The sequence below is a fragment of the Pseudomonas sessilinigenes genome (assembly GCF_003850565.1).
GTDB classification, from domain to species: Bacteria; Pseudomonadota; Gammaproteobacteria; order Pseudomonadales; family Pseudomonadaceae; genus Aquipseudomonas; species Aquipseudomonas sessilinigenes.
Genome location: NZ_CP027706.1, coordinates 5,059,830 through 5,080,262, shown reverse-complemented (window position 1 = coordinate 5,080,262; position 20,433 = coordinate 5,059,830). Strand labels below are relative to the sequence as shown.

22 protein-coding genes are annotated in these 20,433 nt (G+C 59.6%); 12 read left to right on the top strand and 10 right to left on the bottom strand.

Annotation, left to right across the window (positions count from 1 at the left end):
* Nucleotides 1-216: 216 nt before the first annotated feature.
* From groL to C4K39_RS23690, 4 genes are all read right to left on the bottom strand, one after another.
* On the bottom strand, nt 217-1,863 hold the full coding sequence (groL, locus tag C4K39_RS23710; RefSeq protein WP_068585064.1) for a chaperonin GroEL: 1,647 nt from the start codon (nt 1,861-1,863) through the stop codon (nt 217-219).
* 49 nt (nt 1,864-1,912) lie between these two features.
* Nucleotides 1,913-2,206: a co-chaperone GroES gene (locus C4K39_RS23705; RefSeq protein ID WP_029614823.1), complete on the bottom strand. Its 294-nt coding sequence runs from the start codon at nt 2,204-2,206 to the stop codon at nt 1,913-1,915.
* A 253-nt stretch (nt 2,207-2,459) separates the two neighbouring features.
* A complete protein-coding gene (locus C4K39_RS23695) occupies nt 2,460-2,933 on the bottom strand; it encodes an FxsA family protein (protein WP_068585061.1) in 474 nt (157 codons plus the stop codon).
* Between the two features lie 66 nt (nt 2,934-2,999).
* On the bottom strand, nt 3,000-3,731 hold the full coding sequence (locus tag C4K39_RS23690; protein ID WP_124347538.1) for a HugZ family pyridoxamine 5'-phosphate oxidase: 732 nt from the start codon (nt 3,729-3,731) through the stop codon (nt 3,000-3,002).
* 163 nt (nt 3,732-3,894) lie between these two features.
* On the opposite strand from C4K39_RS23690, the gene C4K39_RS23685 reads away from it, so the two are divergent.
* Nucleotides 3,895-4,653, top strand: coding sequence for an SDR family oxidoreductase (locus tag C4K39_RS23685; RefSeq protein ID WP_068585056.1), 759 nt, complete (start codon nt 3,895-3,897; stop codon nt 4,651-4,653).
* Nucleotides 4,654-4,728: 75 nt separating this feature from the next.
* Here the strand turns inward: C4K39_RS23685 and apbC are convergent, their stop codons facing one another.
* A complete protein-coding gene (apbC, locus tag C4K39_RS23680) occupies nt 4,729-5,823 on the bottom strand; it encodes an iron-sulfur cluster carrier protein ApbC (RefSeq protein WP_124347537.1) in 1,095 nt (364 codons plus the stop codon).
* A gap of 183 nt (nt 5,824-6,006) precedes the next feature.
* Between apbC and metG the strand changes: the two genes are divergently transcribed.
* The 8 genes from metG to C4K39_RS23640 all read left to right on the top strand — a co-directional run bounded on the left by metG (nt 6,007) and on the right by C4K39_RS23640 (nt 13,052).
* Complete coding sequence (gene metG / locus C4K39_RS23675) at nt 6,007-8,052, top strand: methionine--tRNA ligase (protein ID WP_124347536.1); 2,046 nt, start codon at nt 6,007-6,009, stop codon at nt 8,050-8,052.
* A gap of 125 nt (nt 8,053-8,177) precedes the next feature.
* Complete coding sequence (locus tag C4K39_RS23670) at nt 8,178-8,756, top strand: Rnf-Nqr domain containing protein (RefSeq protein WP_124347535.1); 579 nt, start codon at nt 8,178-8,180, stop codon at nt 8,754-8,756.
* Entirely contained in the window at nt 8,753-9,958 is a 1,206-nt protein-coding gene (rsxB, locus tag C4K39_RS23665; protein ID WP_124347534.1) for an electron transport complex subunit RsxB, read from the top strand. Before C4K39_RS23670 ends, rsxB begins: the two co-directional genes overlap by 4 nt.
* Nucleotides 9,945-10,934, top strand: coding sequence for an RnfABCDGE type electron transport complex subunit D (locus tag C4K39_RS23660; RefSeq protein ID WP_437179336.1), 990 nt, complete (start codon nt 9,945-9,947; stop codon nt 10,932-10,934). Before rsxB ends, C4K39_RS23660 begins: the two co-directional genes overlap by 14 nt.
* Entirely contained in the window at nt 10,931-11,542 is a 612-nt protein-coding gene (locus C4K39_RS23655; protein WP_124347532.1) for an RnfABCDGE type electron transport complex subunit G, read from the top strand. Before C4K39_RS23660 ends, C4K39_RS23655 begins: the two co-directional genes overlap by 4 nt.
* Nucleotides 11,535-12,119: an Rnf-Nqr domain containing protein gene (locus tag C4K39_RS23650; protein ID WP_124347531.1), complete on the top strand. Its 585-nt coding sequence runs from the start codon at nt 11,535-11,537 to the stop codon at nt 12,117-12,119. Before C4K39_RS23655 ends, C4K39_RS23650 begins: the two co-directional genes overlap by 8 nt.
* A gap of 7 nt (nt 12,120-12,126) precedes the next feature.
* A complete protein-coding gene (gene nth, locus C4K39_RS23645; RefSeq protein WP_068585030.1) occupies nt 12,127-12,765 on the top strand; it encodes an endonuclease III in 639 nt (212 codons plus the stop codon).
* Nucleotides 12,766-12,872: 107 nt separating this feature from the next.
* Nucleotides 12,873-13,052 carry a PA3496 family putative envelope integrity protein gene (locus tag C4K39_RS23640; protein ID WP_068585028.1) on the top strand — a complete coding sequence of 60 codons (180 nt, stop codon included), beginning with the start codon at nt 12,873-12,875 and terminating at the stop codon, nt 13,050-13,052.
* Nucleotides 13,053-13,186: 134 nt separating this feature from the next.
* On the opposite strand, the gene C4K39_RS23635 is transcribed toward C4K39_RS23640, so the two are convergent.
* The 4 genes from C4K39_RS23635 to C4K39_RS23620 form a co-directional block, all read right to left on the bottom strand.
* A complete protein-coding gene (locus C4K39_RS23635; protein ID WP_068585386.1) occupies nt 13,187-13,813 on the bottom strand; it encodes a response regulator transcription factor in 627 nt (208 codons plus the stop codon).
* Between the two features lie 415 nt (nt 13,814-14,228).
* On the bottom strand, nt 14,229-14,645 hold the full coding sequence (locus C4K39_RS23630; RefSeq protein WP_068595608.1) for a hypothetical protein: 417 nt from the start codon (nt 14,643-14,645) through the stop codon (nt 14,229-14,231).
* A 273-nt stretch (nt 14,646-14,918) separates the two neighbouring features.
* Complete coding sequence (locus C4K39_RS23625; protein WP_068585023.1) at nt 14,919-16,136, bottom strand: argininosuccinate synthase; 1,218 nt, start codon at nt 16,134-16,136, stop codon at nt 14,919-14,921.
* Nucleotides 16,137-16,265: 129 nt separating this feature from the next.
* Complete coding sequence (locus tag C4K39_RS23620) at nt 16,266-17,180, bottom strand: flagellar protein MotY (protein ID WP_068585020.1); 915 nt, start codon at nt 17,178-17,180, stop codon at nt 16,266-16,268.
* A gap of 157 nt (nt 17,181-17,337) precedes the next feature.
* On the opposite strand from C4K39_RS23620, the gene pyrC reads away from it, so the two are divergent.
* Entirely contained in the window at nt 17,338-18,384 is a 1,047-nt protein-coding gene (gene pyrC, locus C4K39_RS23615) for a dihydroorotase (RefSeq protein ID WP_124347530.1), read from the top strand.
* Nucleotides 18,381-19,052, top strand: a complete 672-nt coding sequence (rnt, locus tag C4K39_RS23610; protein WP_068585014.1) for a ribonuclease T — start codon at nt 18,381-18,383, stop codon at nt 19,050-19,052. The genes pyrC and rnt overlap by 4 nt, the downstream gene beginning before the upstream one ends.
* 61 nt (nt 19,053-19,113) lie before the next feature.
* Here the strand turns inward: rnt and C4K39_RS23605 are convergent, their stop codons facing one another.
* The gene (locus C4K39_RS23605) at nt 19,114-19,716 is read right to left on the bottom strand and encodes a peroxiredoxin (protein WP_022640616.1); all 603 of its coding nucleotides are present in this window, start codon (nt 19,714-19,716) and stop codon (nt 19,114-19,116) included.
* Nucleotides 19,717-20,040: 324 nt separating this feature from the next.
* On the opposite strand from C4K39_RS23605, the gene C4K39_RS23600 reads away from it, so the two are divergent.
* Entirely contained in the window at nt 20,041-20,259 is a 219-nt protein-coding gene (locus C4K39_RS23600; protein WP_068585012.1) for a bacterioferritin-associated ferredoxin, read from the top strand.
* The last annotated feature ends 174 nt before the right edge of the window (nt 20,260-20,433 follow it).

Here is a 20,433-nt window from a genome sequence, read left to right as displayed (position 1 = left end):
AAGTCCGGCTCACCGCCACCCTTGTCGGGCGGCTCGGGTGGCTGTTTCCAGTGTCGCCATGACTTGACGTTTTTTTCACCCAAGGCTCACGGCCCGACGACGGCCAGGGCAACACAATGGCAGCCATTTGCCCTGGATTTGCCGCAGGTCAACGGAAACGAAAAAGCCCCGCCGGCTTGCGCCGGCGGGGCTTTTCAGTACAGGGGTAAGGCTGGCTTACATCATGCCGCCCATGCCACCCATGCCGCCCATGTCTGGCATGCCGCCGCCAGCTGGAGCATCTTTCTTCGGCGCGTCGGCAACGGCGGCCTCGGTGGTCAGGATCAGACCGCCGATGGAAGCTGCAGCTTGCAGAGCCGAACGAGTCACCTTGGTTGGGTCCAGGATGCCCATTTCGATCATGTCGCCGTATTCGCCGGAAGCGGCGTTGTAACCGAAGTTACCTTTGCCGTTCTTCACTTCGTTGACGACAACGCTTGGCTCGTCGCCGCTGTTAGCGGAGATCTGGCGCAGCGGAGCTTCAACGGCGCGACGCAGAACCGCGATACCCACGTCCTGGTCAGCGTTGTCGCCCTTGAGGTCGACGATCGCTTGCAGAGCACGGATCAGGGCTACGCCACCGCCAGGCACCACGCCTTCTTCAACGGCTGCACGGGTAGCGTGCAGGGCGTCTTCAACGCGGGCTTTCTTCTCTTTCATTTCAACTTCGGAGCCAGCGCCAACCTTGATCACTGCAACGCCGCCGGACAGCTTGGCCAGGCGCTCTTGCAGTTTTTCACGGTCGTAGTCCGAGGAAGTCTCGGCCACTTGGGCACGGATCTGAGCGATACGGGCTTCGATGTCGGCCTGGTTGCCAGCACCGTCGACAACGGTGGTGTTTTCCTTGGACAGGGTCACGCGCTTGGCGCTACCCAGGTGCTCCAGGGTGGTGCTTTCCAGGCTCAGACCGATTTCTTCGGAGATCACGGTACCGCCGGTCAGGACGGCGATGTCCTGCAGCATGGCCTTGCGACGATCGCCGAAGCCTGGAGCCTTGACGGCTGCAACCTTCACGATGCCACGCATGTTGTTCACAACCAGGGTCGCCAGGGCTTCGCCTTCGACGTCCTCAGCCACGATCAGCAGTGGGCGGCCGGCTTTGGCAACGGCTTCCAGCACTGGCAGCATTTCGCGGATGTTGGAGATCTTCTTGTCAACCAGTAGGATCAGCGGGCTGTCCAGCTCGGCAACCATGGTGTCTGGCTTGTTGACGAAGTAAGGAGACAGGTAGCCACGGTCGAACTGCATGCCTTCAACGACCGACAGTTCGTTTTCCAGGCCAGTGCCTTCTTCGACAGTGATCACGCCTTCTTTACCCACTTTCTCCATGGCTTCGGCAATGATGTCGCCGATGGAGTTGTCGGAGTTGGCGGAGATGGTGCCTACCTGGGCGATGGCCTTGGTGTCGGCGCATGGCTTGGACAGGTTCTTCAGCTCTTTGACGATGGCGATGGTCGCCTTGTCGATGCCGCGCTTGAGGTCCATCGGGTTCATGCCGGCAGCAACGGCCTTCAGGCCTTCGTTGACGATCGACTGAGCCAGAACGGTGGCGGTGGTGGTGCCGTCGCCAGCGTCATCGTTGGCACGGGAGGCAACGTCTTTGACCAGCTGCGCGCCCATGTTCTCGAAACGGTCTTCCAGTTCGATTTCCTTGGCTACGGAAACGCCATCCTTGGTGATGGTCGGAGCGCCGAAGCTCTTTTCCAGGATCACGTTACGGCCTTTCGGGCCCAGGGTAGCTTTTACCGCGTCAGCCAGGACGTTGACGCCGGTGAGCATTTTCTTGCGGGCGGAGTCGCCGAATTTAACTTCTTTAGCAGCCATGATCGATATTCCTTAAATACTGTGTAGTAGCGGGAAAATACGCGGGGAATCAGCCTTCGATAACGGCGAGAATCTCGTTCTCGGCCATTACCAGCAGATCTTCGCCATCGACTTTCACGGTGTTGCTGCCGGAGTACGGGCCAAACACCACTTTGTCACCCACTTTCACGGCCAGCGCACGTACTTCACCGTTGTCCAGCACACGGCCGGTACCTACAGCGACGACTTCGCCACGGTTAGGTTTTTCAGCGGCCGAACCAGGCAGAACGATACCGCCGGCAGTTTTCGATTCTTCTTCGCTGCGACGGATGACGACGCGGTCATGCAGAGGACGAAGCTTCATTGTCGATCTCTCCTAATTGTGGTTTTCAGCGGCCGGTGTCGATACCGGCGGGTTAACAAATCCGGCGTGGCCGGTTGCGGCTCGACGAGCGAGACGCAGAAGTCTGTCTGGTATCAGCACCAGAAACCTTGCGGTGACCGTTACATAAGGGCGCACAAAGCTATTACAAGGGCTGGTGGGTGAAATTTTTTAAATCGCCTGCGCAACAACGAACACGGCACCCGAAGGTGCCGTGTGCTTGAGGCTGGAAACATCAATCGCGGTGCTCGAACTCACCTTCGATGACATTGGGCTCGCGCCCCAGGGGTTGCTGCGGCGCAGGACCACCACGGGCCGAACGCATGTCGTCGGCAAAGGCACGTTGGCGCAGGGCCTGCTCCTCGGCGCGCTCACGCATCTTGTTGGCCAGCAGGCGGCGGGTGAACGGCAGCAGCATCAGCAGGCCGAACACATCGCTGATGAAACCGGGCAGGATCAACAAGCCACCGCCCAGGGCCAGCATCAGGCCCTCGAGCATTTGCTGGGCCGGCAACTCGCCGCGATTGAGACTTTCACGAGCGCGCAGGGCCGTGGCCAACCCGGCCACACGCAACACCATCACGCCAAGCAGCGAACCGAGAATGATCAGCAGCAGGGCCGGGAAAAACCCGATCGCCGCGCTGACCTTGACGAAGACGAACAGCTCCAACACTGGGAACAGCAGAAAGAGCAACAGAAAAGGGCGCATCAAATGGTTTCCTCTGCGGAAGAATGCCTTCCAGTAGACCGTAGATGACGTCGCCAATTCGTGAATTCAAGCATCCACGGTCCGATTTTTCGGCCATTGATCGGCGCGAGCCAGAAAAACCAAGGCCTCGCGCACTTGTGTCGGCGTGTTGCAAGGGGCTTGGAATGGCAACCAATACAGCGCCTGGCCAATACGCAAGTGCATGCCCTCGGTATCGATCCCGGCCATCTGCGCCGGTACCTTGTCAGGCAAACCGGTCAGCTCGACGTAGTGGGCGATCGCATTGGCATGATCGCTGTTCATGTGCTCCACCATGCTCAACTCGGCCTTGCCGGCGAACGGATTGGCCAGGGTCAGCTGGTCGACCCAATGGATGGCGCCGAAACCACCGATGTAGCGATGGCGTACCGGCTTGAGGACCCAGAAATCGAAATCGTGGGCCTGGTGGTAGTTCTGCGATTCGGGAAAATAGCGGTAGTAGCGCTCGGCGGCCGCCTCGATCGCTGCCTCGTCGGTCAGTTTCTCGGCTTCGGCCAGGTAAGTCAGGCGCCCCACGGCCTGTATGTCGTCGGCATCACGCTCGCCAACCAGCAGTGAACACTTGGGGTCCTTCTGCAGGTTATGGGTGTGCTGGGCGATGCGGCTGATAAGAATCAGCGGACGGCCTTCGGCATCGAGGCAGTAAGGCACTACGGAACCGAAGGGAAAACCCGGCATGGACTTGGAATGCGTCGACAGCACGCCACGGTATTCCTTGAGCAGCAGTTCTCGTGCATTCTTGGCAGCTTCAACGCTCACTTTATGACTCCTTCAATAGAATCCGTCGAAAACGGACGGGCGAATGGACCATGGTCCAACTACGCCTACGGGGCAATACTCGTCTGCAGCCAGGTCTGGTCCGGCTGTCGAGCAGGGCCCTGGAACAAGGACACCCTCTCACGACAGCTGGCAGGACATGCGAATGCAACTCACTGACAAAGTAATCATTATCACTGGCGGTTGCCAAGGCCTGGGCCGCTCCATGGGCGAGTATTTTGCCAGCCGTGGAGCCAGGCTGGCGCTGGTGGACCTGAACCAGGAAAAACTCGACCAGGCCGTCGCGGCCTGCAAGGCACACGGCGTAGAAGCTCGCTCATACCTGTGCAACGTGGCCAACGAAGAACAGGTCGAGCATATGGTGAATCAGGTTGCCGAGGACTTCGGGGCCATCCACGGCTTGATCAACAATGCCGGGATCCTGCGCGATGGCCTGCTGCTCAAGGTCAAGGACGGTGAAATGACCAAGATGAGCCTGGCCCAGTGGCAGGCCGTGATCGATGTCAATCTCACCGGCGTATTCCTGTGCACCCGGGAAGTTGCAGCCAAGATGGTAGAGCTCAAGAACAGCGGCACGATCATCAACATCTCGTCGATTTCCCGCGCCGGCAACATCGGCCAGACCAACTATTCCGCCGCCAAGGCCGGGGTGGCTGCAGCGACCGTGACCTGGGCCAAGGAATTGGCACGCTATGGCATTCGCGTAGCGGGAATCGCCCCAGGTTTCATCGAGACCGAGATGACCCTGGGCATGAAACCCGAGGCCCTGGAGAAGATGACCGCTGGCATTCCCCTCAAGCGCATGGGCAAGCCCGAGGAGATCGCCCATTCGGCGGCCTACATTTTCGAAAACGACTACTACACCGGGCGCATCCTGGAAATGGACGGTGGCTTGCGCCTCTAAGCTGTTCAGCCTGCGAGCCCCAGCCATTGCGACTGGGGCTCGCCACGGCACCACGCTAGCGGCGCCCTCCCCCTTTCAGTCCTCGCTGATGGTGATGCTCGGCATGGCCGGCGTCGCCTTTTCCTGCAACACGATGCGCGCGCCCACGTGCCGAGCCAGTTCCTGGTAGACCATGGCGATCTGGCTGTCCGGCTCGGCGATCACCGTTGGCTTGCCACCGTCGGCTTGCTCGCGGATCAGCATCGACAACGGCAGCGAAGCCAGCAGTTCAACGCCGTACTGGTTGGCCAGTTTCTCGCCGCCGCCCTCGCCGAACAGGTGTTCAGCATGGCCGCAGTTGGAGCAGATGTGCACCGCCATGTTTTCCACCACGCCCAACACCGGGATGTTGACCTTGTGGAACATCTCGACACCCTTGCGCGCATCCAGCAGGGCCAGGTCCTGGGGAGTGGTGACGATCACCGCCCCTGCCACCGGGACCTTTTGCGCCAGGGTCAGCTGGATGTCGCCGGTGCCCGGCGGCATGTCGATCACCAGGTAATCCAGGTTGCCCCAGTCGGTCTGGGTCACCAGTTGCTGCAAGGCCCCGGAAGCCATGGGACCGCGCCAGACCATCGGCGTGTTGTCGTCGGTCAGGAAAGCCATGGACATGACCTCCACGCCATGGGCCTGGATCGGCACGAACCACTTCTGGTCCTTGATCTTCGGCCGGGTGCCCTCGGCGATGCCGAACATGATGCCCTGGCTCGGACCATAGATATCAGCGTCGAGGATACCCACGCGCGCGCCTTCGCGCGCCAGGGCCAGGGCCAGGTTGGCCGCCGTGGTGGACTTGCCCACGCCGCCCTTGCCCGAAGCGACCGCCACCACGTTCTTGACGTTGGCCAGGCCCGGTACCTGGGCCTGGGCCTTGTGCGCGGCGATCACGCTGTTGATCTCGACCTTGGCCCCGCTGACGCCATCCAGGCCTTCGATGGCCAGCTGCAACATCTGCGCCCAGCCGCTCTTGAACAGGCCGGCGGCATAACCCAGTTCCAAGCGGACGGTAACCCGGTCGCCCTGGACGTCGATGTCCCGTACGCAACCGGCGCTGACCGGGTCCTGGTTAAGGTAGGGGTCGGTGTATTGGCGAAGAACGGCTTCCACCGCTGCGCGATTGACGGCGCTCATGGGCAACTCCGATAACAAGACAGGAAAATCAGCCGGCTATCCTACGCCGCCGCCATCATTGTGGCGAGGGAGCCTCCTCGCGCAGCACGTGGCCAACCAGCCACAAGGACACCTGGAAGGGTGAAAAATCCGTGCCGGCGCTTTATAGTGGCCGACCTTCGTTTCATCAAGTAGCCGAGCCCCATGTCCGAGCCACGCAAGATTCTCGTCACCAGCGCCCTGCCCTATGCCAATGGTTCCATCCACCTTGGCCACATGCTCGAGTACATCCAGACCGACATGTGGGTGCGCTTCCAGAAGCACCGCGGCAACCAATGCATCTATGTCTGCGCCGACGACGCACACGGCTCGGCCATCATGTTGCGCGCGGAAAAAGAAGGCATCACCCCGGAACAACTGATCGCCAACGTGCAGGCTGAACACAGCGCCGACTTTGCCGACTTCCTGGTGGACTTCGACAATTTCCACTCGACCCACGCCGAAGAGAACCGCGAGCTGTCGAGCCAGATCTACCTCAAGCTGCGGGACGCCGGGCACATTGCCACTCGCTCCATCACCCAATACTTCGACCCGGACAAGAAAATGTTCCTGGCCGACCGCTTCATCAAGGGCACCTGCCCGAAATGCGGCACCGAGGACCAGTACGGCGATAACTGCGAAAAATGCGGCGCCACCTACGCGCCCACCGACCTGAAGGATCCGAAGTCGGCGATCTCCGGCGCCACTCCGGTGCTCAAGGAGTCCCAGCACTTCTTCTTCAAGCTGCCGGACTTCCAGCAGATGCTGCAAACCTGGACCCGTAGCGGCACCTTGCAGGACGCCGTGGCCAACAAGATCGCCGAGTGGCTGGACGCCGGCCTGCAACAGTGGGATATCTCCCGCGATGCGCCGTACTTCGGCTTCGAGATCCCCGATGAGCCGGGCAAGTATTTCTATGTCTGGCTGGACGCACCCATCGGCTACATGGCCAGCTTCAAGAACCTCTGCGCCCGTCGCCCGGAGCTGGACTTCGATGCCTTCTGGAACAAGGACTCCAGCGCCGAGCTGTATCACTTCATCGGCAAGGACATCGTCAACTTCCACGCCCTGTTCTGGCCGGCCATGCTCGACGGTGCAGGCTATCGCAAGCCGACCGGCATCAACGTCCATGGCTACCTGACCGTCAACGGCCAGAAGATGTCCAAGTCCCGCGGCACCTTCATCAAGGCCCGTACCTACCTGGATCATCTGTCGCCCGAGTATCTGCGCTACTACTACGCCTCCAAGCTGAGCCGTGGCGTCGACGACCTGGACCTGAACCTCGAAGACTTCGTGCAGAAGGTCAACTCCGACCTGGTGGGCAAGGTGGTGAACATCGCCAGCCGTTGCGCCGGCTTCATCCACAAGGGCAATGCCGGGGTGATGGTCGATACCAATGCCGCTCCGGAACTGACCGAGGCCTTCCTGGCCGCCACGCCGAGCATCGCCGAGGCCTATGAGGCCCGCGACTTCGCCCGCGCCATGCGCGAGATCATGGCCCTGGCCGACCGTGCCAACGCCTGGATCGCCGACAAGGCGCCCTGGTCGCTGAACAAGCAGGAAGGCAAGCAGGATGAAGTCCAGGCCATCTGCGCCACCGGCATCAACCTGTTCCGCCAGTTGGTGATCTTCCTCAAGCCGGTGCTGCCAGGCCTGGCCGCCGACGCCGAGGCCTTCCTCAACGTCCCGGCGCTGACCTGGAACGACCACCAGCAACTGCTGGCCAACCATCAGCTCAACGAATTCAAGCCGCTGATGACCCGGATCGATCCAGTGAAAGTCCAAGCCATGACCGACGCCTCGAAAGAAGACCTGGCGGCCACCCAGACCGACACCGGGGCGCCCAAGGGCAATGGCGAGCTTGCCAAGGACCCACTGTCGCCGGAAATCGACTTCGACACCTTCGCGGCCGTTGACCTGCGCGTTGCGCTGATCGTCAAGGCCGAAGCCGTGGAAGGCGCCGACAAGCTGCTGCGCCTGACCCTGGATATCGGTGATGAGCAACGCAACGTGTTTTCCGGGATCAAGAGTGCCTACCCGGACCCGTCCAAGCTCGACGGTCGCCTGACCATGATGATCGCCAACCTCAAGCCGCGGAAAATGAAGTTCGGTATTTCCGAGGGCATGGTGATGGCGGCCGGTCCTGGCGGTGAAGAAATCTACCTGCTGAGCCCCGACAGCGGCGCCAAGCCCGGCCAGCGGATCAAGTAGGCCTGCCTGCGGGACCCCATCCCCCCGTTGCCCCTGGGCGCAACGGGGGGATTTGCATATCTGGACAATCGCACACGCGAGTTTGCCTACTCTTGAGGTACCGCCTGCTTGCATCGGCATCGACCATGACCCACTTCCTGCTCGCTCTTGTCAGCACCGCCCTGGTCAACAACTTCGTGTTGCATTGGCCTCTGGGCGCCGACCCGCTGCTTCAAGTCCAGGGCAGCGATCGACGGCGCCTGCACGCCCTGGGCCTGGCAACCACGGTCTTGATGCTGGTCAGCTGCGTGCTGGGATTGCTCCTCTATCGTGTACTGCTGGCCCCCTGGGGGCTGGAGTCTTTGCAGATGTTCGTCTGGCTGCCCCTGAACGTACTGCTGATCAAGCCACTGTTGCACCTGCTGCCACGGATCTTGCCAGCCCTGCCATTCGACGGCCTCTGGCCCCTGTTGCTGGGTAATGCCGGCGTGCTCGGCCTGCTGTTCATCGAGAGCCAGGGCAACCTCGGGCTGGTCTCCATGGGTGCCATGAGCCTGGGTGCCGGTCTCGGTTTCTGGCTGGTGCTCGGCCTGTTCCATGACCTGCGCCAGCGCGTCTGCAACAATGATATTCCCCTGCCCTGGCAAGGCCTGCCGCTGGACCTGATCGGTGCCGGCCTGCTGGCGGTGGCGTTCCTGGGCTTCAACGGACTGGTCAAACCATGAGCCTGATTCAACGCATCGACGCCCTCTTGCCCCAGACCCAATGTGGCAAGTGTGGCCATGGCGGATGCAAACCCTACGCCGAGGGCATCGCCAACGGCGAGGCCATCAACAAATGCCCGCCCGGTGGCGAGGAAACCATCGCCGGCCTGGCCCGACTACTGCAACTGCCGATCATCGAACTGGATCGCAGCCGCGGCGAAGCCCCGGCCCAGGTGGCCTACATCCGCGAAGCCGAGTGCATCGGCTGCACCAAGTGCATCCAGGCCTGCCCGGTGGACGCTATCGTCGGCGCAGCCAAGCTGATGCACACCGTGCTGCTCGACGAATGCACCGGTTGCGACCTGTGCGTCGCCCCTTGTCCCGTAGACTGCATCGACATGCTGCCCCTGCCCCCGGGCCAGGTGATACCGATTGTCGGCGGCCTGGCCAGCAGCCCCGAGCAACTGCAGGCCCGCAGCAGCAAGCGCGAGCACGCCAGGCGCCGCTTCGAACAGCGCAATCAACGCCTGCAACGCGAAGAAGCCCGACGCCTGGCCGAACGCCAGGCCCGGGCTCAAAAAGCCGCCCAGCCTGCCACGAGCGGCGACAATCCGGTCCAGGCGGCGATCGAGCGGGTCCGCGCGCAAAAGGCCGCGGCGGCCGACGCCGCGCTGAAGAAAGCCAAGATCGAACTGGCCATGAGCCGGGCCCAATTGAACAAATCGCTCAAGGCCTTCGGGCATCCGCCAACCTTCGAACAACAATCGCAACTGGTCGTCCTGCAACAGCAGTTCGAAGCCGCCGAGCAAGCCCTGGCCCACCTGGAGGCCCAAGCCCCGAGCGTTCCGGCAGCGGCGCCCCCCAAGGATGCCAATCTCAAGCGTGCCAAGATCCAGTTGGCCACCCGTCGCGCCGAACTGAAGAAGGCCGAGGCCGCAGGTGCCCCGCAGGCCGAGCTGGAAGCCCTGAGTGCCGCCCTGGCGGCGGCCGAACAGGACCTGCACGCTGCCGAGGATGCCAGCGCCAAACCGGCACCGGTGCTCACGCGTACCGAGAAACGCCCCATCGATCCGCAACTGCGCCGGCTGAAAACCGAACTGGCCTATGCCCGCGCCGAGTTGCACAAACTACAACGCCAGGCGGCCAGTGATGAGCAACTGGCACAGGCCCGGACACGCCTGAACGAAATCGAGCGGCAGGTGGATGCCCATGCTGCTGGTTGAAGGCGCCGACCCGCGCCTGCGCCAGGCCATGGGGCGAGTGCTGCTGGCCACGTTGCCGGGGGCGCTGGCATTGCTGTGGCTGTACGGCTGGGGAGTGTTGCTGAACCTGGTACTGGCTGCCAGCGGCGCACTGGCCATGGAGGCCCTGGTGCTGTTCTTGCGCAAGCGCCCACTGCTGCCGTCTCTCAGCGATGGCAGCGCCCTGGTCAGCGCGACCCTGCTGGCACTGGCCCTGCCGGCTTACTGTCCCTGGTGGCTGGCACCCAGTGCGGCTGCCAGCGCCCTGCTCCTGGGCAAGCACCTGTATGGCGGTGTAGGACAGAACCCCTTCAACCCCGCCATGCTGGGGTATGCCCTGGCCCTGCTGTGTTTCCCGCAGTCCATGACCCATTGGCCTGCCCCCCACGCCATGGGCCTGCTGGAGGGCTTGCAGCGGGTTTTCGACCTGGACAGCCTGCGCCCGGATGCCTGGGCCCAAGCCACGGCCCTGGACAGCCTGCGCATCAACAAGAGCCTGACGGTCGATGAACTCTTTGCCGCTCACCCAGCCTTCGGTCATTTCGGTGGGCGCGGCGTCGAGTGGGTCAACCTGGGGTTTCTCGCCGGCGGCCTGTTCCTGCTGCAGCAGCGCGTCATCAGTTGGCATGCGCCTGTGGGTATGCTCGCCAGTCTGTTGCTCATCAGCCTGGTGTGCTGGAACGGCACGGGCTCCGACTCCCATGGTTCGCCGCTGTTCCATCTGCTCACCGGCGCCAGCATGCTCGGTGCCTTCTTTATCGTCACCGAACCGGTATCAGGCCCAAAGACGGCCCGGGCCCGTTTGTTGTTTGGCATCGGGGTCGGCCTGCTGACCTACCTGATCCGGACCTGGGGCAGCTATCCAGACGGCGTGGCGTTCGCCGTGCTCCTGATGAACCTTGCAGTACCGGCGCTGGAACGCTACTGCACCGCACGACAAGCCAGGGTCTCATCATGAAGACCTGGCGCAGCCTGTTACTGCTGGTCATGCTCGGCATCCTGGGCATCGCCGGTACCCTGTGGCTACAACACACCACCGCCCCACGCATCGAAGCCGAGCAACGGTCGCTGCAGGCACGCAAGCTGCTGGACCTGCTGCCATCGGGCAGCTACGACAACCAGCCCCTGGACCAGCCACTTCCCTTGACCGAAGTGCAATTGGACAACAGCCTTCTGTTGGAGGGTTACCTGGCCACCCGCAATGGCCAGCCCAGTGCCCTGCTGCTGCGTAGCAGGACCACTGGCTACGCAGGCCCTATCGAATTGCTGATCGCCATCGACAGCCAAGGTCGCCTGCTGGGCAGCAAGACTCTGAAGCAGGATGAAACCCCGGGCCTTGGCGGGCTTATCGCCGAACACCCCAACCCCTGGCTGGCGGGTTTTACCGGCAAGTCCCGCGGCGATCCGGACGATAGTGCCTGGGCCCTGAAAAAGGACCATGGCCAGTTCGATCAGATCGCTGGAGCCACCATCACCTCCCGCGCCGTGATCAGTGCCTTGCACGATGCCCTGCGCTATTTCGATGAACATCGCCAGTCATTGCTGCCCCAGGTGCCCCATGGATAAGTCACTGTCGCTACCAGGGCTGCTCATGCTGCCAACGTTGCTCGGAGCCACGGATAGCTGGGTCAAGGCACTGAGCATCGTCCTGTCCGGGGCATTGCTGATGACAGCCTTTGGCAGCGGCATGCAGCTGCTACGCCCCCATCTACCGGCCAACCGCCAAGACCTGGCCAGCCTGTTGTTGGCAGCAACCCTGGGCAGTTGCCTATGGTTGGCGGTGCAAGCCTGGAGCTATGAACTACACCAACAGCTCGGCCTTTACCTGGCGCTACTGCCCTTGCAATGCCTGGCCTTGGAGCATGCCGGATTTTTTCAACGCACAGACCGGATACGCCTGGCCGCAGGACTCTGTAGCACCTTGATCATGTTGGGAGCCTTGCGCGAAGTGCTTGGCAGCGGGGCCCTGGGAAGCCACTTGGGCTGGCTTGCCGGCCTGGCCGGTGAGGACCGCGGTTGGGTGCTGCTACCTGATGGAGGCCTGCGCTTGCTGACTCTTGCACCCGGGGGTTTTATCCTGCTGGGGCTGTTGCTGGCCGCCAAACGGGCCTGGCTCCTCAACCGATCGCCTTCGAGGAAATGAATCACCCATGAATGCAGCCAAACGCCTGGAAATATTTCGCCGGCTCCATGAAGACAACCCCGAACCCAAGACCGAACTGGCCTACTCTTCACCGTTCGAACTCTTGATCGCGGTGATTCTTTCGGCGCAATCGACCGACGTCGGTGTCAACAAAGCCACCGCCAAGCTGTTTCCCGTGGCCAACACCCCGGCCGCCATCCATGCCCTGGGCGTCGATGGATTGTCCGAATACATCAAGACCATCGGCCTGTACAACAGCAAGGCCAAGAACGTCATCGAAACCTGCCGTTTACTGGTAGAACGCCACAACAGCGAGGTACCACAAACCCGCGAAGAGCTGGAGGCCCTGCCTGGTGTTGGCCGCAAGACCGCCAACGTGGTCCTCAATACGGCCTTCCGCCAACTGACCATGGCCGTCGACACGCACATTTTCAGGGTCAGCAATCGTACGGGGCTGGCACCGGGGAAGAATGTGGTGGAAGTGGAAAAGAAGCTGATGAAATTCGTACCCAAGGAGTTTCTGCTCGATTCCCACCACTGGTTGATCCTCCATGGGCGCTATGTATGCCTGGCCCGCAAGCCGCGCTGCGGTAGCTGTCGAATCGAGGACCTGTGCGAATACAAGCAGAAGACTTCCGATGATTGACCAGGCATTGATTTTCCTGATGAGTCGATTGAAAAAATCTTTTTTACCCGCCAGGAGAATATCGATATAAGGAGCGCCAATGGCAGTCCTAGCCTGGAGTTGACCTTATGAGTACTGGCAAAGAACAATTGGAAGTAGAAGACGACTTCAACGCGGCAGAAACAGATGATGCCGAGCCCGTAGTAGAGGTTGCGAAAACCAATCTGAGCAAACGTCGCACAATCGACAATCTCCTCGAAGAGCGGCGCTTGCAAAAGCAATTGGCCGATTACGACTATGACCTCTAATAACAAAAAAACCTCCAGCCGGAGGTTTTTTTGTATCTCTGTGCTGTAACTCCTGCGGCCGGTTTCCTCGACCGACCGCAGGCTCATTCCGACGCTGCTCCCAGCTCGCGCTGAACCACTAAAATACTGAACACTCAGGCCAATCGATGGCGCTGGGCGAATTCGATCAAATCGACCAATGAACGAGCATTGAGCTTGGTCAGCAAGCGCCGCTTGTAGGTACTGATGGTCTTATTACTCAGGCACAGGCCTTCGGCAATCTCCTTGTTACTCATGCCACTGGTAAGTTGTTGCAGTACGACCAACTCTCTTCTGGAAAGTAATTCGATCATTTCCTCCTCACTACTGACGTTCTGGCTTGAACGAAAAGAGTGAAGCGCCTCATTGGGAAAATAACTATAACCAGCCAGTACTGCCCGCACTGCACTGATCAGCTCGGTAATGCCCTGTTGCTTGCATACATAACCAGCAGCCCCAGCCTGCATGCAACGCATGGAAAATGGCCCAGGTGTCTTTAAGGTGAACACCAGGATCTTGGTGAGCATGGACCGGGACATCAAACGATTGATAACTTCAAGACCATCAACTTTTGGAATCCCGATATCAAGAATCACAATATCTGGAATATATTCCATGGCCAACTTCAAGGCATCCATGCCGTTTTCCGCTTCAGCTACAACTTCGAACCCATGGCGCTCCATCAACATACGCACGGCCAAACGGGTAACAGGGTGATCATCCACGATCAAGACTCTTTTCATAGGGATATCTAAGTCCTGAGTTTTTTAGATCCAGCACCATACCCCAGAGATTTGACTCTGACACCGAGCCCCTAGGGGCTACGGCCGTACGAGGACGTTCCTTACAAACAATAGAGAATTGCCTTACAAAACAACTAACTCAACAACAGAAAATATAAAATCACGTATAGGATTAATCTCCATACACGCAACCCAACGTATTAATACTGTAACTTATAAAAATTACCAGACGTTAAAACCCAAGACAACGAAAGCCTTATTCAACCAAGGGTATGCAAGAATATAAAAAGCCCAGTCTCAGAAAAACAAAAAACTGACCAAATCCAGAAATTTTCGAAAAAACTCATGCATAAAAATCCGGAGCCTCTTAAAGCTCCGGATATCTTCAAGGCAATTTAACTGGGCACCCTCACACTCAACTACAAGTCGCGTGGTAACGCCCTGTTGGATTCTTGAACGAAAAAGCATGGCAAGTCTTGAGGCGTCTATCGGGGTCCGTCGATTTATAAATATAAACAGTCACATGTTCCTTACCCTTGAAAGGATCAATACCTCCTATGTGCCACAAATCCTTTTTCAGATAGAGGTCAGTGTCATACAGATTGTTGTAGCCGTTGGTGATGGATTCGCTCGCTGATTCACTGAGGGTTTGACGAATACTGGTGTCTTCTCCATCAGTCGACTTCAACTCAAGCTGCTCTTCGGTAATGGCAGCCCATTTATTGCAAGCATCGTCGCTGCAGACATACACCGCTGCCATCGAATTACTGGACACAATGCCCAGGCACAGCGCTGCTGCCAGGGCCAGCAAGCAGGATTGGCGTGTTTTCATTGGCGTCCTCCCAATTGGAACTTGATTTGATATGACGATGAACAAGGTCTTGCCCCATCGTTTACAGCCCCACCAAGCTCCGACGACTTCCTGGTCATCGTGGATGGGGCTGTAGCGGACCTTATTCCCACCGGGGCGGCGGATGCCATGGCGAAATCTTTCCAACCGTGATGCAGCGGGGCGATGCTTTCCCCATAAAAAACGCCGCCTGCCTCGATGGGCAAGCGGCGCTATAGGTGTATCGATCGTGGCGGTTCATGACCGCCCAGAAACTCAGAGCAAGGTCCGGCCCTTGTTAGCGGCAATCCGCATGCGCAATGCGTTGAGCTTGATGAAGCCTGCGGCATCTGCCTGGTTGTAGGCACCGCCATCTTCTTCGAAGGTCGCGATGTTGGCATCGAACAGCGAATCATCGGACTTACGCCCAGTGACGACGACATTGCCCTTGTACAGTTTCAGGCGCACTACGCCATTCACGTTGACCTGGGAGGCATCGATCATCTGCTGCAACATCAGGCGCTCAGGACTCCACCAGTAGCCGGTGTAGATCAGGCTGGCGTACTTGGGCATCAACTCATCCTTGAGGTGAGCCACTTCACGATCCAGAGTGATGGACTCGATGGCGCGGTGCGCACGCAGCATGATGGTGCCGCCTGGGGTCTCGTAGCAGCCCCGGGACTTCATGCCCACGTAGCGGTTCTCGACGATGTCCAGGCGACCGATGCCGTTCTCGCCGCCAATGCGGTTCAGGGTCGCCAGTACGGTGGCCGGGCTCATGTCCACGCCATCGATGGCCACGATGTCGCCGTTACGATAGGTCAGCTCGATGTAGGTCGGGGTGTTGGGGGCGTTCTCCGGGGAGACGGTCCAGCGCCACATGTCTTCTTCGTGCTCGGTCCAGGTGTCTTCCAGCACGCCGCCTTCATAGGAGATGTGCAGCAGGTTGGCATCCATGGAATAGGGGGACTTCTTCTTGCCGTGGCGTTCGATCGGGATGGCGTGCTTTTCGGCATAGTCCATCAGTTTTTCACGCGACAGCAGGTCCCACTCACGCCAAGGTGCAATCACCTTTACGCCCGGCTTGAGCGCGTAGGCACCCAGCTCGAAACGCACTTGGTCGTTACCTTTGCCGGTGGCGCCATGGGAAATGGCATCGGCGCCGGTTTCGTTGGCAATTTCGATCAGGCGCTTGGCGATCAACGGACGAGCGATGGAAGTACCCAGCAGGTACTCACCTTCGTAGACGGTATTGGCGCGGAACATCGGGAAGACGAAATCACGCACGAACTCTTCGCGCAGATCGTCGATATAGATCTCTTTGACACCCATGGCTTGTGCCTTGGCGCGGGCCGGTTCGACCTCTTCGCCCTGGCCCAGGTCAGCAGTGAAAGTCACTACTTCACAGTTGTAAGTATCCTGCAGCCACTTGAGGATCACCGAAGTGTCCAGGCCGCCCGAATACGCGAGAACGACCTTGTTAACGTCCGCCATGCCATCACTCCACGGGGTTGTACGGAAAGCCGTCAAGTCTACCGATCAACGCGGATAATTTACAGAGGGGCGACAGCTTATGACGACCAAGCGACAGATTATGTCGAGCGAGCGACGACGACAGCCGTATCAGGAAGTCGCTGCAGCGTTGGCCCCTGAGGCAGCCTGGGGAGCTGGAGCCGGCTTCTCGGGTGCAGCGACACGTTCCAGATGCACGTTGACCCGACGGTTTTTCGCCCGATTGGCGGCATTGGTGTTGGGAGCCAGGGGATAGCGCTCGCCATGGAAGCGCACGACGATCTGGTTTTCCGCCAAACCGTTGGCCTTGAAGAACTCCATCACCGCCAGCGCCCGACGGCGCGACAGGTCACGGTTGGTCAGGCGATTGCCGCTATTGTCCGAATGGCCGTCAAGCTCGACATGATTGACCGTAGGATCGGCCTTGATGAAGTCCACCATCACCTGCAGCTTGGCCTTGGCCCGGGCGTCCAGCTCGATACCGCCTCCAGGAAAGCCAATCTCGGCCTGCTTGACCTGCTCATAGTTCATCGGCAGCAGTTTGGTCATGCAGACTTGATAGTCGCTGTAAGCCTTGCTGAATTTCACCGGCAGCAGGCGCACCTCGGACACGCCCCCTTCACGGGAGTAATGACGCACCACCGGACTGCGCCCTTCCAGCAGGCCGACGATCAGGCGCCCAGCCTGCATCTGGTTACTGTTGAACAGGACCCCATCGGAACCGGCCTTGACGGCCCCCAGGTTGATGTCGCCACGTCCCGGCTGCCACGGTGCGGCCGCAGCGAGCAGGGTGGCAGAGCCCCCTGCCTGCATCGGGTTGAAGCTCTTGAGACGGAAAATCGCCTGCTCGCCAGCCCGGCGAACGAACTCACCGGAACCAAAATCGGTAACGGGCTGGATCAAGCGGCACTCGAACTTGTCGCCTTCGACCGTCCACTCAATGCTCTCCAGGCGGGTCTGGAAAGTGAGAGCCATCGCGGGCAGGCTGGCAAACACACTGAGCAAGGCTAGATAACGCTGGCGCACGGGAGGCTCCACTGACGTGTACAACAGAAAAATCGACAGGCGTGAATACGCCATACCTTCGGGATATCGGTTGCTCTGAGCAAAACTTGATAGCGAGTGCCTGCAAGAGTCTTTTCCGGTAGCATTCCCCCCTAGTTTTACCCGCCTGGAACCTCCCATGTCCGACCGCCTGACCCTACTGCGTCCCGACGACTGGCACATCCATCTTCGCGATGGGGCCGTGTTGCCCAATACAGTCGCAGATGTCGCGCGCACCTTTGGCCGCGCCATCATCATGCCCAACCTGGTACCTCCGGTACGCAACGCCGAACAGGCCGATGCCTACCGCCAGCGTATCCTGGCTGCTCGCCCAGCCGGCAGCAGCTTCGAACCGCTGATGGTGCTCTACCTCACCGACCGCACCCAACCGGACGAAATCCGTGAAGCCAAGGCCAGTGGCTTCGTGCACGCCGCCAAGCTGTACCCGGCCGGCGCCACTACCAACTCGGACTCGGGCGTGACCAGCATCGACAAGATCTTCCCAGTCCTGGAAGCCATGGCTGAAGTCGGCTTGCCGCTGCTGGTCCATGGCGAAGTGACCCATGGTGATATCGATGTCTTCGATCGCGAGAAGATCTTCATCGATGAACACATGCGGCGAGTGGTCGAGCGCTTCCCGACCCTCAAGGTGGTGTTCGAGCACATCACTACCGCCGATGCCGTGCAGTTCGTCAAGGAGGCTTCGGCCAACGTCGGCGCCACCATCACTGCACACCACCTGCTGTACAACCGTAACCACATGTTGGTCGGCGGGATTCGCCCGCACTTCTATTGCCTGCCGATCCTCAAGCGCAACATCCACCAGCATGCCCTGCTGGATGCGGCCACCAGCGGCAACGAGAAGTTCTTCCTCGGTACCGACTCGGCGCCCCATGCCCAGCATGCCAAGGAAGCCGCCTGCGGTTGCGCCGGTTGCTACACCGCTTTCGCGGCCATCGAGCTGTATGCCGAAGCCTTCGAACAGCGCAATGCGCTGGACAAACTGGAAGCCTTCGCCAGCCTCAACGGCCCACGCTTCTATGGCCTGCCGGCCAACACCGATCGCATCACCCTGGTTCGTGAAGAATGGACCGCCCCCGCCAACCTGCCATTCGGCGAGTTGACCGTCATTCCGCTGCGCGCCGGAGAAAAACTGCGCTGGCGCCTGCTGGAGGATCACTCGTGAGTGACGACCATTTCGACGACGAGCAAGAAGGTAACAGCGGTGGTTCTCGCCACCCCATGGCGGCACGTTTTCGCGGCTACCTGCCAGTCGTCGTCGACGTTGAAACCGGTGGTTTCAACTCAGCTACCGACGCACTGCTGGAAATCGCCGCCACCACCATCGGCATGGACGAAAAAGGCTTCGTGTTCCCCGAACACACCTATTTCTTCCGGGTCGAGCCTTTCGAAGGCGCGAACATCGAGCCTGCGGCCCTGGAGTTCACCGGGATCAAACTCGATCACCCCCTGCGCATGGCTGTCAGCGAGGAGACCGCCCTCACGGATATTTTCCGCGGGGTGCGCAAGGCCCTGAAGGCCAACGGTTGCAAGCGCGCGATCCTGGTCGGTCACAACAGCAGCTTCGACCTGGGCTTCCTCAATGCCGCCGTGGCGCGTCTGGACATGAAGCGCAACCCGTTCCATCCGTTCTCCAGCTTCGACACCGCTACACTCGCGGGCCTGGCATACGGCCAGACGGTACTGGCCAAGGCCTGCCAGAGCGCGGACATCGACTTCGACGGCCGCGAGGCCCACTCGGCGCGCTATGACACCGAGAAGACTGCCGAGCTGTTCTGCGGCATCGTCAACCGCTGGAAGGAAATGGGCGGCTGGCAAGACTTCGACGACTGAATATCGCCTGCATAAAAAAACCGGCCCTTAAGGCCGGTTTTTTTATGCGAGAGGCCTGGCCTTACAGCTTGCCAGCGTTCTCGGTCAGGTAAGCGGCAACGCCTTCTGGCGAAGCGGTCATGCCCTTGTCGCCTTTTTTCCAGTTGGCTGGGCAAACTTCGCCGTGCTCTTCGTGGAATTGCAGAGCGTCGACCAGACGGATCAGCTCTTCCATGTTACGGCCCAGCGGCAGGTCGTTGACGATCTGCGAACGAACCACACCCTTGTCGTCGATCAGGAACGCGCCACGGAAAGCCACGCCGCCTTCGGACTCTACGTCGTAGGCCTTGGCGATTTCGTGCTTCATGTCGGCAGCCATGATGTATTGAACCTGACCGATGCCGCCGGCATTGATCGGGGTGTTGCGCCAGGCGTTGTGAGTGAAGTGCGAGTCGATCGAAACAGCGATCACTTCTACGTTGCGGGCCTTGAAGTCAGCCATGCGGTGGTCCAGGGCGATCAGCTCGGACGGGCAGACGAAGGTGAAGTCCAGTGGGTAGAAGAACACCAGGCCGTATTTGCCTTTGATGGCCGAGGACAGGGTGAAGCTGTCGACGATTTCGCCATTGCCCAGAACGGCTGGGACGGTGAAGTCAGGGGCTTGTTTGCCTACGAGTACGCTCATTGGATATCTCCTGGTGTGGACGTAGTAATGGAAGAAGGGGATGGGTCCTGAGTCTGCCACGCTGATGCGACAACTCCATGACCTGGCCCCGCTCCGCAAGAACCGCCCATGATACACGGCGTTTTGAGCTGTCCTTAGTGGTTTTTCTCCAAGCAGGCCTGCAAGGCTGGAAATGCCATTAATCTGTCATTACCGGGAGCAAAAGCCATTCGTCACTCCGGCAGGAAAAGACCATAAAGGCTGTCGAAACCACTTTGACAATCATTCTCGTTAACATTAAGATCCATCGCAATTGAGCCCCCAACCAGCGACGGTTCTCATCCTATGTATGTCTGCCTCTGCACCGGTGTCACCGACGGTCAAATCCGCGAAGCGATCTACGAAGGCTGCTGCAGCTACCGCGAAGTACGTCAGGCCACTGGCGTTGCCAGCCAATGCGGCAAGTGTGCGTGCCTTGCCAAGCAAGTGGTTCGTGAGACTTTGAGCGAATTGCAGAGTGCCCAGGCGGCAATTCCCTATCCAGTGGAATTCAATGTCGCTTGATTTAATCACCCAGATTCAAACAACCGGACCTAGTGTCCGGTTTTTTTATGCCTGTAATTCAATTGCTTAGAGGTAAAACGCGGAACACAAACATTCTTATTCCGATTAATTTTCATATATTATTCAATAACTTAGGTTTGACAGTAATCTTTATGCGGCTCAAACTCTGCCCAT

Excerpts from the sequence above, each read along its gene's own strand:
- C4K39_RS23630 (WP_068595608.1), bottom strand. The coding sequence starts at position 14,645 with ATGAAAACACGCCAATCCTGCTTGCTGGCCCTGGCAGCAGCGCTGTGC.
- metG (WP_124347536.1), top strand. The coding sequence starts at position 6,007 with ATGTCCGAGCCACGCAAGATTCTCGTCACCAGCGCCCTGCCCTATGCC.
- pyrC (WP_124347530.1), top strand. The coding sequence starts at position 17,338 with ATGTCCGACCGCCTGACCCTACTGCGTCCCGACGACTGGCACATCCAT.
- C4K39_RS23695 (WP_068585061.1), bottom strand. The coding sequence starts at position 2,933 with ATGCGCCCTTTTCTGTTGCTCTTTCTGCTGTTCCCAGTGTTGGAGCTG.
- C4K39_RS23625 (WP_068585023.1), bottom strand. The coding sequence starts at position 16,136 with ATGGCGGACGTTAACAAGGTCGTTCTCGCGTATTCGGGCGGCCTGGAC.
- C4K39_RS23600 (WP_068585012.1), top strand. The coding sequence starts at position 20,041 with ATGTATGTCTGCCTCTGCACCGGTGTCACCGACGGTCAAATCCGCGAA.
- C4K39_RS23635 (WP_068585386.1), bottom strand. The coding sequence starts at position 13,813 with ATGAAAAGAGTCTTGATCGTGGATGATCACCCTGTTACCCGTTTGGCC.
- C4K39_RS23650 (WP_124347531.1), top strand. The coding sequence starts at position 11,535 with ATGGATAAGTCACTGTCGCTACCAGGGCTGCTCATGCTGCCAACGTTG.
- C4K39_RS23705 (WP_029614823.1), bottom strand. The coding sequence starts at position 2,206 with ATGAAGCTTCGTCCTCTGCATGACCGCGTCGTCATCCGTCGCAGCGAA.
- apbC (WP_124347537.1), bottom strand. The coding sequence starts at position 5,823 with ATGAGCGCCGTCAATCGCGCAGCGGTGGAAGCCGTTCTTCGCCAATAC.
- rsxB (WP_124347534.1), top strand. The coding sequence starts at position 8,753 with ATGAGCCTGATTCAACGCATCGACGCCCTCTTGCCCCAGACCCAATGT.
- C4K39_RS23640 (WP_068585028.1), top strand. The coding sequence starts at position 12,873 with ATGAGTACTGGCAAAGAACAATTGGAAGTAGAAGACGACTTCAACGCG.
- nth (WP_068585030.1), top strand. The coding sequence starts at position 12,127 with ATGAATGCAGCCAAACGCCTGGAAATATTTCGCCGGCTCCATGAAGAC.
- C4K39_RS23685 (WP_068585056.1), top strand. The coding sequence starts at position 3,895 with ATGCAACTCACTGACAAAGTAATCATTATCACTGGCGGTTGCCAAGGC.
- C4K39_RS23655 (WP_124347532.1), top strand. The coding sequence starts at position 10,931 with ATGAAGACCTGGCGCAGCCTGTTACTGCTGGTCATGCTCGGCATCCTG.
- C4K39_RS23605 (WP_022640616.1), bottom strand. The coding sequence starts at position 19,716 with ATGAGCGTACTCGTAGGCAAACAAGCCCCTGACTTCACCGTCCCAGCC.
- groL (WP_068585064.1), bottom strand. The coding sequence starts at position 1,863 with ATGGCTGCTAAAGAAGTTAAATTCGGCGACTCCGCCCGCAAGAAAATG.
- C4K39_RS23670 (WP_124347535.1), top strand. The coding sequence starts at position 8,178 with ATGACCCACTTCCTGCTCGCTCTTGTCAGCACCGCCCTGGTCAACAAC.
- C4K39_RS23660 (WP_437179336.1), top strand. The coding sequence starts at position 9,945 with ATGCTGCTGGTTGAAGGCGCCGACCCGCGCCTGCGCCAGGCCATGGGG.